This is a genomic window from Streptomyces sp. NPDC051677 (assembly GCF_044453465.1).
Classification (GTDB): domain Bacteria; phylum Actinomycetota; class Actinomycetes; order Streptomycetales; family Streptomycetaceae; genus Streptomyces.
The window spans coordinates 1-15,945 of record NZ_JBITCT010000054.1 but is presented as its reverse complement, the minus strand read 5'-3'; the positions used below and the strand labels follow the sequence as shown (position 1 = coordinate 15,945).

Genomic DNA, 15,945 nt, shown 5'->3' with positions numbered 1-15,945 from the left:
CCCGCAGCCCGCAGCCCGCAGCCCGCAGCGCTTAGGGGAGCAGGTGTTCCAGTACCGCTGCGATGCCGTCTTCCTCGTTCGAGGTCGTCACCTCGTCGGCCACTGCCTTGAGTTCCTCGTGGGCGTTGGCCATGGCCACGCCGTGTGCGGACCAGGCGAACATCGGGATGTCGTTGGGCATGTCGCCGAAGGCGATCGTGTCGGCGGCCTTCAGGCCCAGGCGGCGGGCCGCCAGGGAGAGGCCCGTGGCCTTGGACAGGCCCAGAGGGAGCAGCTCCACGATGCCCTCGCCGGCCATCGCGACCGTGACGAAGCCACCCGCTGCCCGCCGGGCGGCATCGGCCAGAGCGTCGTCGGACAGCTCGGGATGCTGTATGTAGATCTTGCCCAGCGGCGCGGACCAGAGGTCGGACGCGTCCGTGAACGGCGTCGACGGCAGTGCGCCGGTGACCGCGTAACCGGGGCCGACCAGCACGTCTCCGTCCAGGCCGTCACGGCTGGCCGCCAGGTACAGCGGGCCGACCTCCGCCTCGATCTTCGCCAGGGCCACGCCGGCCAGCTGCCGGTCCAGGGTCACCGACGTCAGCAGTCGATGCTCGCCAGCGTCGTACACCTGTGCGCCCTGGCCGCAGACCGCGAGGCCGTCGTAGCCGAGGTCGTCGAGGATGTGCCGGGTCCACCGCACACCGCGGCCCGTCACCACGATGTGCGCGGCGCCCGCCGCGGTGGCCGCGGCGAGGGCGTCACGGGTGCGCTGCGAGATCGACTCGTCGGAGCGCAGCAGCGTTCCGTCGAGGTCGGTCGCGATCAGACGGTAGGGGAGCCCCCCGGCGGGAGACGCGGCGCTCACTTGGCCACCGGCTCCAGGACCTCTCGGCCGCCGAGGTACGGGCGCAGCACCTCGGGCACGTACACGGAACCGTCGGCCTGCTGGTGGTTCTCCAGGATGGCGACGATCGTGCGCGGAACGGCGCACAGCGTGCCGTTCAGCGTGGCCAGCGGGCGGACCTGCTTGCCTTCGCGGACGCGGATCGACAGGCGACGGGACTGGAACTCGGTGCAGTCCGAGGTCGAGGTCAGCTCGCGGTACTTGCCCTGGGTGGGGATCCACGCCTCGCAGTCGAACTTGCGGGCGGCCGAGGAGCCGAGGTCACCGGTGGCGACGTCGATGACGCGGAACGGCAGCTCCAGGGAGGACAGCCACTGCTTCTCCCAGGCCAGCAGGCGCTGGTGCTCGGCCTCGGAGTCCTCGGGCGTGACGTACGAGAACATCTCGACCTTGTCGAACTGGTGGACGCGGAAGATGCCCTTGGTGTCCTTGCCGTGCGAGCCGGCCTCGCGGCGGAAGCAGGGCGAGAAGCCCGCGTAGCGCAGCGGGAGCTTGTTCGCGTCGATGATCTCGTCCATGTGGTACGCGGCGAGGGGGACCTCGGAGGTGCCGACGAGGTAGAGGTCGTCCTTGTCGAGGTGGTAGACGTCCTGGGCGGCCTGGCCGAGGAAGCCGGTGCCCGCCATGGACTGCGGACGTACCAGCGCCGGGGTCAGCATCGGCGTGAAGCCGGCGGCCGTGGCCTGCGCGATCGCCGCGTTCACCAGGGCCAGCTCCAGCAGGGCGCCGACGCCGGTGAGGAAGTAGAAGCGGGAGCCGGAGACCTTCGCGCCGCGCTCGACGTCGATCGCGCCGAGGAGCTGGCCGAGCTCCAGGTGGTCCTTGGGCTCGAAGCCCTCGGCGCCGAAGTCGCGGATCGTGCCGTGCGTCTCCAGGGTGACGAAGTCCTCTTCGCCGCCCACGGGCACGTCGGGGTGCACGAGGTTGCCGAGCCGCTGCAGGAGCTCCTGGGTCTCGGCGTCGGCGGCGTCACGCTCGGCGTCGGCGGCCTTGACGTCGGCGGCGAGCTGGCTCGCCTTCTTCAGCAGCTCGGCCTTCTCGTCCGCGGAGGCCTTGGGGATGAGCTTGCCGAGCGCTTTCTGCTCGGCGCGCAGCTCGTCGAAGCGGACGCCGGACGACCTGCGCCGCTCGTCGGCAGACAGGAGGGAGTCGACGAGCGCGACGTCCTCTCCACGGGCGCGCTGGGACGCGCGCACACGGTCGGGGTCCTCACGGAGCAGGCGAAGGTCAATCACGCGGTCAAGGCTACCCGTGCGGGGTTGCCGCTCACGACTCACCATTCCGAACCGTAGGGCGAGGGTTCCGATGGGTTCCGATTAAGGGCTTACGTTCTGCTATGGGGGAATTGCCCAACGTGTCAATGAAAAGTGTCTCACTCCCTGGGACGGGGCATGTGACGGGCGTCTCGTTGACTCGATTTCCTTGTGGAGGAGGGGACTTGGGGGCGGCGTTGTCCACAGGTATCCACACCCCCGGAACGGTTATCCACAGGGTGTGCGAAAGATCTGTGGATACTGGAATTGATCATTCCGATAGCGCTGCGGGGGGCGGTGAATTCCTTGCCCAAACCGTCCGCGGACCCACTTTCGGGTGGAAATGGGTCGCCCCAAAGGATTGATCGAAGGAAACAGGTGGACGAGGGGTGACGCGCAGGTTGCGAGTCGCCCTTGTGGCATGGAGGCCGATTTGTCGACTGAGCGGAGCTTCGGCGGTCGACGTTGTCGACTTGTCCCCAGGTCGAGATGCCGCCCTGTGGATAACTTCTGTGGATAACGAAGATACGCAGATAGGACCGGTGTGAAGGACATCCAGGACCGGTCCCGCACCGGCCCCGCACCGGCTGCTAGAACCGGCCGTCCTGGCAGCGGGCCACCCAGTCCGACGCCGCCACGAACTCGCCGTCCGAGGTCCCCGGCAGCAGAGTCGACACATCCGCCGGACTCACCTCCGCGCGCGGGTACGAGCCCAGGAAACGGACCTCGCGGCAGATGCGCTTCAGCCCCATGAGCGCCTCGGCCATCCGCCGGTCCGAGATGTGTCCCTCGGCGTCGATGCAGAAGCAGTAGTTGCCGATGCCGGCACCCGTCGGCCGGGACTGCAGCAGCATGAGGTTGACGCCCCGGGTGGCGAACTCGCCCAGCAGGTCGCGCAGGCCGCCGGGATGGTCGTCGCGCTGCCACAGCACGACGGACGTCTTGTCCGCGCCGGTCGGCGCGGCGGGCCGGGCGGGCCTGCCCACCAGCACGAACCGGGTCTGTGCGTTCTCGGCGTCGTGGATCCCGGTCTCCAGGGCCGTCAGGCCGTAGCGGGCGGCCGCGAACTCGCCCGCGAAGGCGGCGTCGTACCGGCCCTCCTGGACCAGCCGGGCGGCGTCCGCGTTCGAGGCGGCCGACTCCCACAGGGCGTCCGGGAGGTTCGCCTTCAGCCAGTTGCGGACCTGCGGCTGCGCGGCCGGATGCGCCGAGACCGTCTTGATGTCCGCCAGCTTCGTGCCCGGCCGCACCAGCAGCGCGAAGGTGATCGACAGCAGCACCTCGCGGTAGATCATCAGCGGCGCGCCCGCGACCAGCTCGTCCAGGGTGGTGGTGATCCCGCCCTCGACGGAGTTCTCGATGGGCACGAACGCGGCCTCGGCCTCGCCGGTGCGCACCGCGTCGAGCGCGGACTGCACCGACACGTAGGGGATCAGCTGCCGGGTGGCCGCCTCCGGAAGCGTGCGCAGGGCGACCTCCGTGAAGGTGCCCTCGGGGCCGAGATACGCGTAGCTCGCTGGCATGACCTCACCCTAATGGCCCTTGCGCATCCGGACGTATGCGTCTCACGACAGCCGCTCGCAGGAATGAATCCGGACGGCGAGCCGTAACTTCACGCCTCCAGCAGTCGCTGGCCCACGTACTCACCCTCGGCCGCGCCGCCCGGCACCGCGAACAGGCCGCTCGACTCGTGGCGGATGTACTTCGACAGGGCGTCGCCGCGGTCCAGCTTGCGCTGCACGGTGACGAAGCCGCGCAGCGGGTCCGCCTGCCAGCACACGAACAGCAGGCCCGCGTCCGGAGCGCCGTCCGGGTCGATGCCGTCGTGGTACGAGAAGGGCCTGCGCAGCATCGCCGCGCCGCCGTTCTGGTCGGGGCGGGTGATACGGGCGTGCGCGTTGATCGGGACGACCAGATCGCCGTGGGCGTCGGTCTTCTCCAGGTCCATCGCGGTCGTCTCGCCGCCCCCCGACAGCGGCGCCCCGTCGGACTTCTTGCGCCCGATGACCTGCTCCTGGGCCTTGAGGGACAGCCTCTCCCAGTCGTCGAGGAGCATGCGGATACGGCGTACGACCGCGTAGGAGCCATTGGCCATCCACGCCGGGTCCTTGGCACCGGACGCCGGAACGAAGATGCGCTGGTCGAAGTCGGATTCGGTCGGCTTGGGGTTGCGGGTGCCGTCCATCTGACCCATCAGGTTGCGGGCCGTCATGGGGTGGGCGGTCGCGCCCGGCGTCCGGTTGAAGCCGTTCATCTGCCAGCGGACCTTCGCCGCGCTGCCCGCGTCCTTCTGGATGGCGCGCAGGGCATGGAAGGCGACCAGGGCGTCGTTCGCACCGATCTGCACCCACAGGTCGCCGTTGCTACGGGCCTTGTCGAGGTGGTCGGAGGAGAAGTCGGGCAGCGGGTCCAAGGCCACCGGGCGCTGCTTCTCCAGCCCGGTGCGGGCGAAGAAGCTGTTGCCGAAACCGAAGGTGACCGTCAGCGAGGAGGGACCGGCGTCCCGGGCCACGTCCGTGTCGCCGTTCGCCGCGGCCTCGCCCGCCATCAGCCGGCGGGCCGTTTCCGACCAGCGGCGCAGCAGCGCGGCGGCCTCCTTGCGGCCTGCGCCGGCGGCGAGGTCGAAGGCGACGAGATGCCCGCGGGCCTGGAGACCCTGGGTGATTCCGGGCTGATGTTTCACGTGGAACATCGCTTCGTCGGCGCCGATAGAGGACAACGGCGTCGCCTGCGAGGGCGCGGTCGCATAGCCCACGGCGCCGCCGGCCGCGCCGAGCACGAGCCCGGTAGCGCCTGCGGTGCCGAGCAGCTTGCGCCGCGTCAGCCCCTCGGGGGAGCGGGATTCCGAGGGCGTGCCCTCGTCCACGGGGGTGTGGGTCTCGGGCGTACGGGCCTCGGGGATGGACTGGTCGGGCATGGTGCGGTTCAGCCGATCTGCGCGTTCTTGGAGACGGTCACCTGGTCGATGTCGGAGGTCCGCACGGTCACGGCGATCTTCCACTCGCCGGCCAGGGGGATCTGTACTCCGGTCGCCGACCAGTGGCCGGTGGTGATGTGGTCGGGGGAGACGGGCAGTGGCCCGATCTTCTTGGCTTCGAGAGTGAAGGCGACCTTGACCTCGGGCACGTCGAAGGCGCGCCCGTTGGGCCGGGTCACGTAGACGTGCATCTCGTTGGCGCCGGCCCGTGCGGGGTCGAGGTCGACGCTGACCACGCCCTTGCCGTCCGTGCCGCCGGTGTCGAACGACATGTCCAGCGTCAGGGCGCCGGAGGCGGAGTCCCCCGAGGAGGACGAAGAAGACGAGGACGAAGAAGAGGTGGAGGACTGGGTGGCCTTGGCGGCGTCCTGCTCCGTGCGGCCGGGTTCGGTCGACGTCAGGATGGTGGTGACGCCGAGCAGTACGACGGCGACACCGGCCTCGGCGAGCACCGAGCGGCGCAGGCCGAAGCGGCCCGCGTCGGAGTCCCGCAGCCGCTTCTGCCGGGTGGCGTCGACGGCGGCCTGCTGCCGGGCGAGCTGCGCCGCCCGCTTCGCTCCCCCGGACCCGGACCCGGCCTTGGCCTTGGCGGCCCCCGCCCCGGATCCGGACCCGGATCCGCTCCCGGCCGCCGCCGCGACGCGCTCCTTCTCGGGCTCGGACTCGGGTTCGGACTCGGCCGCGGAGTCGGGGGCGGACTCCGGGGTGGCCTTCTCGACCGTGGCCGTTTCGACCATGGATTTCTCGACCATGGATTTCTCGACCGTGGCCGTTTCGGCCGCGGCCTCTTCGACGGTGGCCTTCTCGGTTGCGGACTTCCGGGCCGCCGGCTTCGTCGTCGTGTCCGCCAACTGGGCCGTCCAGCGTCGTGAGATCCACGCGATGCCGACCAGCAGGGCCACCAGCCCGATCTTGATGAGCAGCAGTTGTCCGTAGCGGGTGTCGGTGAAGGCGGACCAGGAACCGAGCTGACGCCACGACTGGTAGACGCCGGTGGCGACCACCGCGAGGACGCTGCCGAAGGCGACCTGGGAGAAGCGGCGGACGACGGCGGTCTCGACGGGGCGGTCGGCGGGCGCTCGGTACAGCGCGACGAGGAGCGCGGTGAGCCCGCCGAGCCAGGTCGCGACCGCCAGCAGGTGCAGCACGTCGACCGGCATCGCGATGCCCGGCTGCAGCCCGGTCGAGGCGTGCTCGGCCATGGCCCAGCTCGCCGCGAGCCCGGCGGCGACGACGGTTCCGCCGATGGCGAGCCCGAAGGTCAGATCCCGCTTCTCCTCGTCCTCTCGCTTGTCGTACGCGCCGAAGAGCACGGCGATGAACAGTGCGGCCGCGGCGAGCAGCAGCAGCCGGGAGACCAGGGCCGCGCCGGTCTTGGTCTGGAGGGCCTGCCCGAGGAGATCGAGGTCGAAGACGTCGCCGAGCTTGCCCGAGCTGGCGTAGGAGCCGCGCAGGAGCAGCAGGAACAGGGTGGCAGCGGTCATCGCGAGCCAGCCGGAGACGACGAGCCGCTGCACGGCCCGCACCCCGGTGCCGCGCTGCCAGCAGGCCAGCACGAAGGCGGCGCCACCGACCATCACGATGAACCCGGCGTACGACACGTACCGCCCGAAGCCGTAGAGCCCGCCGACGATCCCGCCGCCGGCGGCCTGGTCGGACACCGAGACGCTGGTCTTGGAGGGGGCGCCGATGGAGAAGGTGTAGGCGCCGGCGACGGGGTGACTGTCGGCGGACACCACCTGGTAGGTCACCGTGTATGTGCCGTCGGGCAGCCCCGAGTGCAGCTGCACGGCGTACGACGTGGCGCTGGTGTTGGTCGGCTTGCCGCTGTCGACGCGGGTGCCCTTGGGGTCGAGGACGCGCAGCGAGTCGTCGTTCGTCGAGACGTTCTCGGAGAAGGTCAGCGTCACCTGGGTGGGCGCCTTGTCGACCACCACCCCCTGCGCGGGGTCGCTGCCGGTCAGCGCGGCGTGCGCGGAGGCCGGTCCGGCGCCGGCGAGAAGCGCGCCGGTGACCGCCAGGAACAGCAGCACGAACATCCGGACGCGGGGGGCGATGGTCTGCGTCAAGGTGGTCCCTCCCTCAGTGGCCGGTCTTCGGGGTGTACGTGGCGGACTCGACCGGAATCTCGACCTCGAGGGGGTCGGATGCGGCGAAGTGCAGTTCGACGGTCACCGTCTGGCCCTGCACCGGCTTGCTCTTCAGCTTCTCGAACATCAGATGGTTTCCGCCGCTCTTGAACACGAGTTGACCGTGCGCGGGCACATCGAGGGACGTGACCTGCTCCATCGACGACCCGACGGTCTTGTGGAGGGTGACGCTGCCCGCGGTGGCACTGGTGACGGAGGTCAGTTCGTCCTGCGCACCGCCCTTGTTGACGATGGTGAGGAAACCGGCGGCCATGGTGTCGGAGACGGGCTGCGGTATGTAGGCGGCCTGGACGGACAGTTCGGCCCGCCCGTCGGAGTCCGACCCGCAGCCGGCCAGCAGCAGTGCCCCGGCGACGGCGGTGGCGGGCACGGCCAACAGCCTCGCGGGCCGCCGCGCCGACCGCACACGCCTCACGGGTTCTCGCCCTTGATGATCTTGGGGAGATCCTTTGTGTAGTCGTCGACTGTGGCCTCCTCGCCGTACAGGAGGTATCCGCCGTTCGTCTTCGGGGAGAAGGCGACGACCTGGGTGCCGTGGGTGGAGACGATCTTGCCGTTCTTGTCCTTGTGCGGCGCCTCGACGGAGATGCCGAGGGTGCGGGCGGCGGCCTGGATGGTCGCGAACTTCCCGCTCAGGCCGACGACCTGGGGGTCGATGCCCTTGAGCCACTTGCCGAGCGCGGCCGGAGTGTCACGGTCCGGGTCGGTGGTGACGAACACGACCCGCAGCGCGTCCTGCTCGGCCTTGGGCAGCTGCTTCTTGGCGACGGCGATGTTGCTCATCGTCAGCGGGCAGACGTCGGGGCAGTTGGTATAGCCGAAGTAGATCAGCGTCGGCCGGCCCGCGGTCTCCTTGCGGAGGTCGTACGACTTCCCCTGGGTGTCGGTGAGGACCAGGTCGGGCTTGGTGAAGGGCTGGTCGAGCACGGTCGCGGCCTGCTTCGAGGCGCCGTCCTCGGAGACGGCGGCGACGGAGCTGTCGCCGCTGTCGCCGCTGCCGCAGGCGGAGAGGGTGAGGGTGGCGGCGGCGAGCAGCGCGGCCACGGCGAACGTCTTCTTGCGCATAGAAAAATGTCCCAGATGTGTGAACTCCGGCGTGCACCGGGGTCGCACGCGCGGGTGCGTGCGTGTCCCCGGTGCGCGTCGCGGACGAGCAGGCGTCGGGCGCCGGGCCGCGGGGCCGTCGGTCCGACGTGGGGTGGGGCTCAGGCCTCGGTCGTCGTCCGGCGGCGGCCGGCGAGCACGCCGTACGCCACACCGGCGGCGCCGACGACGATGCCGACCACGCCGAGGACCCGGGCGGTCGTGTCACTGCTGTCGGAGTCCGAGGCGGCCTCGGTCGTCTTCGCGGCGGACGCCTTGGCGTCGTCGGTGGACTTGTCGGAGGCGTCCTCGGCGCTCGTACCGTGGTGGCCGTCCTCGGAGGCGGCCGACAGGGCCAGCACCGGGGCCGGGTTCTCCGGCTCCTCCGCGCCGTCCTCCTGGACCTCGATCCAGCGCACGACCTCCTTGTTGGAGTACGTCTGGATCGCCTTGAAGACGAGTTCCTCGGCGTCTTCGGGCAGCGCGCCGACGGAGACCGGGAACTTCTGGAAGTAGCCGGCCTCGATGCCCTTGCCGGTGGCGGTCCAGGTGATCTTGGAGACGGCCTCGGAGATCTGCTTGCCGTGCACCGTGAGGGGCTTGGCGAGCTTCGCCTTGGTGACCTCGATCTTCCAGCCGTTGATCGGCTCCGGCATCGCGGAGGCCAGCGGGTGGTCGGTCGGGAAGGCGACCTCGAGCTTGGTGGTCGAGGCGTCGTCCCGCTCGTTGGGGACCTTGAAGTCGACGACCGCGTAGCCGCCCTTGGCGGCGGCGCCCTCGGCGGCGACGCTGACGTGCGCGAAGGCGGGCGCGGACAGGGCGAGAACGGCACAGCCGGCGACGGCAGCGGCGGCGGCGACGCGGGAGGCGGTGCGGGAGGCGATGCGAGAGGCCTTCATGACAGGGAGCACTCCACTCTGAGTGAATCTGCGGGTGAGAGAGGCGCGCACTCGGTGGTGTGCACGCGCGCGTGCCGCACGACGGCGGCCGCCCCCCGGGTGTGGTGGAGTGCTGGTCGTGTCGCGTCAGGCAGCGAGGACGAGAACCGATGCGGCCGGCGGTCCTCGTCTGATCACCGAGTGCTGAAGTGCGATGGTGCGGGGCGCGGACGGCGCGAGCAGGGCGGTGTGCGGGACGCGCGGTCCCGCCCCGGGCAGGCCGGGCAGCCCCGCGAGCAGGGCGCGCACCAGCGCGAGCGCCCCGCGCAGGGACCGTACGAGCGTCCCCTCGGCGACGCCGTGGGCCGACAGCGCGAGCAGTCGCAGCAGGGCCGTGTCGCCGCGCCGCAGCAGCCACCCCGCGGCGACGGCCGCGAGGAGATGGCCGAGCAGCATGGGCACGGACGGCAGCAGGGACATCGACGACCCGGCGGTGGACAGGGCGTCCGCCGGATGGTGCGCGGAACCCATCCCGCTCATCCCGCCCGTCCCGCTCATGGAGCCCGCCCCGCTCATGCCGCGCATCCCGCTCATGTCCGCCCCGGCGCCGCTGCCGGCGCCCTGGGGACGGTAGAGCCGCGCGTCGACGAGCAGCTTCTGCGCCTGGGCGGGGCTGATCGCGGCGGCCGAGGCCCCGCACACCAGCCGGGCCGCGCGTTCGACGAGCGTGGCGTCGGACGCGGACAGCGCACCGGAGCCGGCGGTGGTGGTGGCGGTGGCGGTGTGCTGACCGAGGCCGAGGAGCGTGTGCAGCACGGTCTGTCCGAGCGCGAGAAGCGCCGCGATGCCCGGCAGCGAGCGCGTGCGTCCGGCGAGCGGCAGCACGACCGCGAGGGCGCCCAGGAATCCCGCGCCCAGCGTCCACGGCGGAACGGTGGCGCAGGAGGCCATGGTGTGCCCGGCCGCGGCCAGCACGACGCAGACCGCGGCGAACACCGCGGCCCGCAGCAGCCGTAGATCGCGTCCGGAGCGCTCACCGTGGGGGGCAGTCATGGCGGGCTCATCATCGCACTGGCCTCACTGCGCCCATACGGCAGGTCCACAAGGTTCCCTACGATATGGAAGATCACCTTCTGGTTCCGGCTGGTACGACTGGTGCTGTTGGGTCCCACATACACCGATTCCCGGCTTGCGTGCATCCCCCATATGGGCGGCATCACGCGGAAATCGCGCTTACATACGGCGTTGGGCGGCAATACGTATCGGTATGTCGAGCCGCGGCCAGGAGGCTGGAGCATGAGCATCTGGTGGTCACTCCATCTCCGGCGCGAAGCCGCGAGCGTGCCGCTCGCCCGCCGCCTGCTGATCGGCACCATGGAGACGGCAGGCGTCGATCCCGACGTCAGTTACGACCTGTCCGTCGCCCTCAGTGAGGCCTGTGCCAACGCCGTCGAGCACGGCGGGGACACCGCGCACGGCGGCTGTTCGGAGGCGTACCGCGTCACCGCGTACCTCGACGGCGAGAAGTGCCGCATCGAGGTCGCCGACTCGGGCCCGGGGTTCACGGGCGAGAGCCCCGCCCCCGCCCCGGTCCGCACCAACACCGACGCCGAGCAGGGCCGCGGCCTCTACCTCATCCAGGAACTCGCCGACCACGTCCACATCGGCAACAAGCCGGGGCTCAGCGGCGCGGTGGTGAGCTTCGACAAGATCCTCAAGTGGCGCAAGGACGCGCCTCTCATCGCCGTCTGATCGTCGTCTGAACGCCGTCTGAGCGCCTGTCACTTCAGCTTTCTCAGCACTCACAGGCGCCTCCCAGCGTTCCCCCATGCCGCTGACGGGTGGCGTTCCTACGTTCCTGTTCATGACGGGACATCACAAGGACACCACCCTCACCCGGCGCCGCGCCCTCGCGGTGACCGGCGGCACGGTCGCGGCCTGCGGACTCGCCGTCGCCGGCTACCAGTCGGCCTTCGCCGACACGGCCACGGACGCGGAGGCGAGCGCGTCGGCGTCCGCCACCGCCACCTCGACGAGCAGCAGTTGCATGACGCTGATGACGAGCGTCACGGAAGGGCCGTACTACCTCGACGGCGCCCTGGTGCGCAAGGACATCACCGAGGGCAAGAGCGGTGTGCCGCTGACCCTGCGGCTGACCGTCGTCGACGCCACCGACGGCTGTACGCCGGTCTCCGGCGCCGCCGTCGAGATCTGGCACTGCGACGCCTGGGGCTACTACTCCGGCTACACCACCGCCAACCCCGGCGGCTCGGCCCCGGCGGAGAGCGAGGACGGCTCCACCGCCGACGACGACACCTACCTGCGCGGCTACCAGATCGCCAACGCCAACGGGGTCGTCAAGTTCGAGACGATCTTCCCCGGCTGGTACACGCCGCGCACCTGCCACATCCACCTCAAGGTGCACACCGGCGGCCAGAAGGAGGACGGCACCTACGAGGGCGGCAAGGTCAACTACACCGGCCAGCTGTTCTTCCCCGACGACGTCGCCGAGGAGATCTTCACACTGGAGCCCTACTCGAAGCACTCCGGCAGCTACACCACCCTCGACAACGACATGGTGTACGACGGCGGCGGCGCCTCCAGCGGGCTGCTGACGCTGAAGGCCGTGCACAAGGCCGACCCGTCCAAGGGCTACAAGGGGTCCCTCACCCTGGGCGTCGACCCCGACGCCGAGAACACCGGTGCGGGCAGCGGCGGTGGCGGCGGCACCCCGCCGAGCGGTGCGCCCGGTGACGCCCCGACGGGCGCCCCGCCGAGCGACGCCCCGTCGGCCTCCGCGTCCTCATAAGGTCGGTACATGACAAGCCGTGAGGACGAGGAGCTCGCCCAGGCCGCGGTGGCCGCGCTGACCGGTCAGCTGGCCCTGGCTCCCAAGCCGGGCCTGCCCGACCCCCGTGACCTGGCCGCCCGCGTCACCCGCAGGGACCACTGCGGGCTGCGCTGGTCGGCCAAGGCGCTCGCACCCGGCCTCGCGGCGATGGCCGCGGCCGCCCGCCGCACCGGCGAACCCACGCCCCGGCTCCGCGCGGAGCTGGGCGCGATCGGGAGGTGCACCGAGCACTCGGTGGGCCTCGCCGGCGGCGGGCACCGGGGCGCCCTGTGGACGCTCGGCCTGCTCGTCGCGGCGGCCGCCCTCGACCCCCGCGCGCGGGGCGTCGACGTCGCCGCGACCGCCAAGCGGATCGCCGCCCACCCCGACCGGGCCGCCCCGCGGCGGCCCTCGCGGGGCGCGACCGTCTCGGCGAAGTACGGCGCGGCCGGCGCCCGCGGCGAGGCCCGCGCCGGTTTCCCGCACGTACGACGGGCCCTGGGCGCCCTCGCCGCCGCCCGCGCGGCCGGCGCGGACGATCCCACGGCCCGGCTCGACGCCCTGCTCACCGTGATGTCCACCCTCCAGGACACCGAACTCCTGCACACCGCCGGGCCCCTGGGCCTGCGCCACGTCCAGGCCGGCGCCCGGGCCGTCCTGGAGGCGGGCGGCACGGCGACCCCGGCGGGCCGCACTGCCCTCTCGGACCTCGACGCCGACCTGCACGCGCGCGCGTGGAGCCCCCGCGGCAGCGCAGGCCTCCTGGCAGGCGCCCTGTTCGTGGACGCCCTGCCGACGACCGCACTGACCCGGGCGGCCTGAGACCGGCACGACGGTCGACGGGCGGGCGCGGGCCCTGTGCTGGGACCTTGAGGCCGACGCGGACCGGTCTCCCCCGGCGCGAGCCACTCGACGCCGACGAGGCCCCTCCCGAGGCCGACGACGGCCGTCGTCGGCCTCGGGAGGGGCCTCGCCCGCCCGAGTGCCTGCCGCCCGCACGCCCGCGTGTCTGTCGCCGTCCGCCCGCGTGCCCGCCGTCCGCTCCCCGCCGCACGCCCGGCGCCGTCAACTCGCCGGTACCAGCCGGGTCGCCGTCGTCTGGTCCCGCTCCCGGCCCGCCGCAGCCCTTCGGGCCGCTGGGCCCATCGCGTGCGACGCCGCGACCATGGCCGCGCCCAGAAGCAGCCAGCCGGGCGTGCCCCACTCGATGAGCAGCCAGGTCAGCGCCAGTGGGCCGAGGGTGCGGGCCACGGTGACGCCGGTGCCGAACAGGCCCTGGTACTCGCCGACCCGGTCGGCCGGGGCGAGGTCGAAGGAGAGCTGCCAGGAGCCCGCCGACTGGGCCATCTCCGCCGCCACTTGAAGCACCGCACCCAGCACCAGCGCGCCCGCCGCCACCCACGGCGAGGCGCCCGCCGACAGTGCGAACACCGCGCACGCGGCGCACATCACCCAGCCCGAGCGCCGTACCGCGCGCGTGGCGCTCGCCAATCCGGTCACGCCACGCGCCGCCCGGACCTGGAACGCCGTCACCGCGGCGGTGTTGAGCACGAACAGCGCGGAGACCAACCAGGCGGGCGCCCCGGTCCGCTCGGTGATCCACAGCGGCAGCACGAGGCTGAGCAGGGGCAGCCGCAGCAACAGGACCGTGTTGAGGAGCGCCACCAACGCATACGGCCGGTCCCGCAGCACTCCCAGGCCGTCCCCGCGCGGGCGCCCTGCGCCGGACGCGACCCGCGGCAGCCCGACGAGCAGCAGCGCGCACAGCAGGAAGCTCACGGCGTCGACTGCGAACACCCCCAGATACGCCGCCCGCGTCCCCGCGTGCAGTGCGAGTCCGCCGAGCCCGGCGCCCACCGCCAGACCGGCGTTCAGCGTCGCCTGGAGGCGTGCGAGCAGCCGCGTCCGCTCCCCGGCGGGCACCAGGCCGGCCAGCAGCGCCTGCCGCGCCGCCGCGAGCCCCGACTGCGCCGCCGCATACCCGCACGCCACGACGACGAACGGCACGAACCCGCGCACCAGGGTGAACGACGCCACCGCGAGCCCTGTCGCCAGCGCCAGCAGCACCGCCGTACCGCGCGCCCCGCGCCGGTCGGCCAGCCGCCCCAGCGGCACCCCCGCCAACGAACCGACCGCCCACCCGACGGTCAAACCGAGCCCCACGCGCGCGGGGGCGAGTCCGATCACCTGGGTGAAGTAGAGGGCCGACGTCGTGTAGTACGCGCCGTCCCCGACCGAGTTGCTCAACTGGGCGAGGGCGAGCAGGCGTTGCGGGGAACTCTTCGTCATGCGGACGACGTTAGAAGCGCAATGGAGCGCTCAACAGCGCCAATCACCCACCATATGACTGGCCCAATCAGCCCGATCTGCCTCATGAGCCCCATGAGCCCGATCAACCCAATGAGCTCGATCAATCGGTCGGCCCAGCCGGTGCCGGTGCTCCCGTCAGCTTCCGTCCAGCACCCTCGCCAGCGCCTCCAACGCCTCCGGATACACCCGCTCCCGGGGCGTGCCGTACCCGATCACGAGCCCCTGGGGGCGGTCGCCGGACGGCTCGTGCCAGTGCTCGCTCAGTCGGCCCACGGCCAGACCCGTCGCGTCCGCGCGCGCCAGCACCTCTGCCTCGTCGCCGACCTCCACCAGCGCGTGCAGCCCGGCCGCGATCCCGCGTACGCCCCGGCGCGCACCGAGCCGGTCCAGCAGCAGGTCGCGGCGCCGCCGATAGCGCAGCCGGCACGCGCGCACGTGGCGGTCGTAGGCGTGACTGTCGATCAGTTCGGCGAGGGCGAGCTGGCCGATGGTCTCGGTGTGGTGGTCGCTGTGCAGTTTGGCGTCGGCGACCGCGTCGACCAGGTGTGGCGGCAGCACCATCCAGCCCAGCCGCAGCGCGGGCCCGAGGGTCTTGGAGGCGGTGCCCAGATAGACGACCTGCCCCGGCGCCATGCCCTGGAGCGCGCCGACGGGTTGGCGGTCGTAGCGGAACTCGCCGTCGTAGTCGTCCTCGACGATCAGTCCGCCACGCGCGCGTGCCCACTCCGTCAGCGCCCGCCGCCGTCCGGGATGCAGCGTCACGCCGGTCGGGTACTGGTGCGCGGGCGTGACGACCACGGCCGCCACGTCGCCCAGTTCCCCGACCCGCACCCCCCGCTCGTCGACCGGCGCCGGCGTCACGCTCCCGCCGCCCCGCCGTACGACCTCGCGGTGGAAGGGCAGCCCCGGGTCCTCCATCGCGATCCGGGCGCCGTCCAGCACGCGGGTGAGCAGCGCCAGGCCCTGCACGTACCCGGAGGTGACCACGATCCGCTCCGGCGGCGCGACGACGCCCCGGGCCCGCCCCAGGTACCCCGACAGCGCGGTGCGCAGCTCGACACGGCCGCGCGGGTCGCCGTAGTCGTACGCCAGTGAGGGCGCCGTCGCGATGGCGCGGCGCAGTGCGCGCAGCCAGGCCGCGGCCGGGAACGCCCCGACGTCCGGGCTGCCGGGCCGCAGGTCGAAACGCGGCGCACGCGCGCGTGCGGCGGCCTCCGGCGGTTCGGCGGCGACGGGGGGCAGCGGCGCGACCTGCGTGCCGGACCCCTGGCGGGCGGTGAGGTAGCCCTCGGCGACGAGCTGGTCGTAGGCCGCCTTGACCGTGTTCCGTGAGATGCCGAGCTCCCCCGCGAGCCGGCGCGTCGCGGGCAGCCGCGTCCCGGGCGACAGCCGCCCGTCCCGCACGGCGTCGCGCAGGGCCCGCTCGAGCCCGGCCCGCCGCCCCTCGCCGGGATCCGCTTCCACATGCAGGTCCACACCAACCCCCGTTATGTTCTTCGCGGTCCTGCAACGGGGCCGCTGGCCTCCGGGCCCGGCATGACTGTGTCCCCCTGTCGAAGGCATGACCTGGGGGGT

At 72.1% G+C, this 15,945-nt stretch carries 14 protein-coding genes; 3 read left to right on the top strand and 11 right to left on the bottom strand.

The window, feature by feature from the left end; genetic code table 11:
• Nucleotides 1-31: 31 nt before the first annotated feature.
• The 9 genes from ACIBAF_RS40955 to ACIBAF_RS40915 all read right to left on the bottom strand — a co-directional run bounded on the left by ACIBAF_RS40955 (nucleotide 32) and on the right by ACIBAF_RS40915 (nucleotide 10,283).
• Nucleotides 32-850, bottom strand: a complete 819-nt coding sequence (locus ACIBAF_RS40955; protein ID WP_399470432.1) for an HAD family hydrolase — start codon at nucleotides 848-850, stop codon at nucleotides 32-34.
• Entirely contained in the window at nucleotides 847-2,124 is a 1,278-nt protein-coding gene (serS, locus tag ACIBAF_RS40950) for a serine--tRNA ligase (protein ID WP_399470430.1), read from the bottom strand. The genes ACIBAF_RS40955 and serS overlap by 4 nt, the downstream gene beginning before the upstream one ends.
• A 608-nt stretch (nucleotides 2,125-2,732) precedes the next feature.
• A complete protein-coding gene (gene pheA, locus ACIBAF_RS40945; protein WP_399470428.1) occupies nucleotides 2,733-3,665 on the bottom strand; it encodes a prephenate dehydratase in 933 nt (310 codons plus the stop codon).
• Between the two features lie 89 nt (nucleotides 3,666-3,754).
• Nucleotides 3,755-5,059, bottom strand: a complete 1,305-nt coding sequence (gene efeB, locus ACIBAF_RS40940; protein ID WP_399470426.1) for an iron uptake transporter deferrochelatase/peroxidase subunit — start codon at nucleotides 5,057-5,059, stop codon at nucleotides 3,755-3,757.
• Between the two features lie 8 nt (nucleotides 5,060-5,067).
• Nucleotides 5,068-7,188: a copper resistance CopC/CopD family protein gene (locus ACIBAF_RS40935; RefSeq protein WP_399470424.1), complete on the bottom strand. Its 2,121-nt coding sequence runs from the start codon at nucleotides 7,186-7,188 to the stop codon at nucleotides 5,068-5,070.
• Between the two features lie 13 nt (nucleotides 7,189-7,201).
• Nucleotides 7,202-7,639 (bottom strand): copper chaperone PCu(A)C, encoded by a 438-nt coding sequence (locus ACIBAF_RS40930; RefSeq protein ID WP_399470422.1) that lies wholly within the window; start codon nucleotides 7,637-7,639, stop codon nucleotides 7,202-7,204.
• Nucleotides 7,640-7,680: 41 nt separating this feature from the next.
• On the bottom strand, nucleotides 7,681-8,334 hold the full coding sequence (locus ACIBAF_RS40925) for an SCO family protein (protein ID WP_399470420.1): 654 nt from the start codon (nucleotides 8,332-8,334) through the stop codon (nucleotides 7,681-7,683).
• Between the two features lie 140 nt (nucleotides 8,335-8,474).
• Nucleotides 8,475-9,251, bottom strand: coding sequence for a YcnI family protein (locus tag ACIBAF_RS40920; RefSeq protein ID WP_399470418.1), 777 nt, complete (start codon nucleotides 9,249-9,251; stop codon nucleotides 8,475-8,477).
• A gap of 126 nt (nucleotides 9,252-9,377) precedes the next feature.
• On the bottom strand, nucleotides 9,378-10,283 hold the full coding sequence (locus ACIBAF_RS40915) for a hypothetical protein (RefSeq protein WP_399470416.1): 906 nt from the start codon (nucleotides 10,281-10,283) through the stop codon (nucleotides 9,378-9,380).
• Nucleotides 10,284-10,526: 243 nt separating this feature from the next.
• Between ACIBAF_RS40915 and ACIBAF_RS40910 the strand changes: the two genes are divergently transcribed.
• From ACIBAF_RS40910 to ACIBAF_RS40900, 3 genes are all read left to right on the top strand, one after another.
• Nucleotides 10,527-10,982, top strand: a complete 456-nt coding sequence (locus ACIBAF_RS40910; protein ID WP_399470414.1) for an ATP-binding protein — start codon at nucleotides 10,527-10,529, stop codon at nucleotides 10,980-10,982.
• A gap of 112 nt (nucleotides 10,983-11,094) precedes the next feature.
• Nucleotides 11,095-12,039 carry an intradiol ring-cleavage dioxygenase gene (locus tag ACIBAF_RS40905; protein WP_399470412.1) on the top strand — a complete coding sequence of 315 codons (945 nt, stop codon included), beginning with the start codon at nucleotides 11,095-11,097 and terminating at the stop codon, nucleotides 12,037-12,039.
• Between the two features lie 9 nt (nucleotides 12,040-12,048).
• Nucleotides 12,049-12,882 carry a triphosphoribosyl-dephospho-CoA synthase gene (locus ACIBAF_RS40900; protein WP_399470409.1) on the top strand — a complete coding sequence of 278 codons (834 nt, stop codon included), beginning with the start codon at nucleotides 12,049-12,051 and terminating at the stop codon, nucleotides 12,880-12,882.
• A gap of 243 nt (nucleotides 12,883-13,125) precedes the next feature.
• Here the strand turns inward: ACIBAF_RS40900 and ACIBAF_RS40895 are convergent, their stop codons facing one another.
• Nucleotides 13,126-14,349 (bottom strand): MFS transporter, encoded by a 1,224-nt coding sequence (locus tag ACIBAF_RS40895; RefSeq protein WP_399470407.1) that lies wholly within the window; start codon nucleotides 14,347-14,349, stop codon nucleotides 13,126-13,128.
• Between the two features lie 156 nt (nucleotides 14,350-14,505).
• Nucleotides 14,506-15,846 carry a PLP-dependent aminotransferase family protein gene (locus ACIBAF_RS40890; protein ID WP_399470405.1) on the bottom strand — a complete coding sequence of 447 codons (1,341 nt, stop codon included), beginning with the start codon at nucleotides 15,844-15,846 and terminating at the stop codon, nucleotides 14,506-14,508.
• Nucleotides 15,847-15,945 lie beyond the last annotated feature (99 nt).

Bases quoted from the DNA above. Each gene is read 5' to 3' on its own strand.
- pheA (WP_399470428.1), bottom strand. From the start codon at position 3,665: ATGCCAGCGAGCTACGCGTATCTCGGCCCCGAGGGCACCTTCACGGAG.
- ACIBAF_RS40910 (WP_399470414.1), top strand. From the start codon at position 10,527: ATGAGCATCTGGTGGTCACTCCATCTCCGGCGCGAAGCCGCGAGCGTG.
- ACIBAF_RS40925 (WP_399470420.1), bottom strand. From the start codon at position 8,334: ATGCGCAAGAAGACGTTCGCCGTGGCCGCGCTGCTCGCCGCCGCCACC.
- efeB (WP_399470426.1), bottom strand. From the start codon at position 5,059: ATGCCCGACCAGTCCATCCCCGAGGCCCGTACGCCCGAGACCCACACC.
- ACIBAF_RS40895 (WP_399470407.1), bottom strand. From the start codon at position 14,349: ATGACGAAGAGTTCCCCGCAACGCCTGCTCGCCCTCGCCCAGTTGAGC.
- ACIBAF_RS40920 (WP_399470418.1), bottom strand. From the start codon at position 9,251: ATGAAGGCCTCTCGCATCGCCTCCCGCACCGCCTCCCGCGTCGCCGCC.
- ACIBAF_RS40900 (WP_399470409.1), top strand. From the start codon at position 12,049: ATGACAAGCCGTGAGGACGAGGAGCTCGCCCAGGCCGCGGTGGCCGCG.
- ACIBAF_RS40915 (WP_399470416.1), bottom strand. From the start codon at position 10,283: ATGACTGCCCCCCACGGTGAGCGCTCCGGACGCGATCTACGGCTGCTG.
- ACIBAF_RS40905 (WP_399470412.1), top strand. From the start codon at position 11,095: ATGACGGGACATCACAAGGACACCACCCTCACCCGGCGCCGCGCCCTC.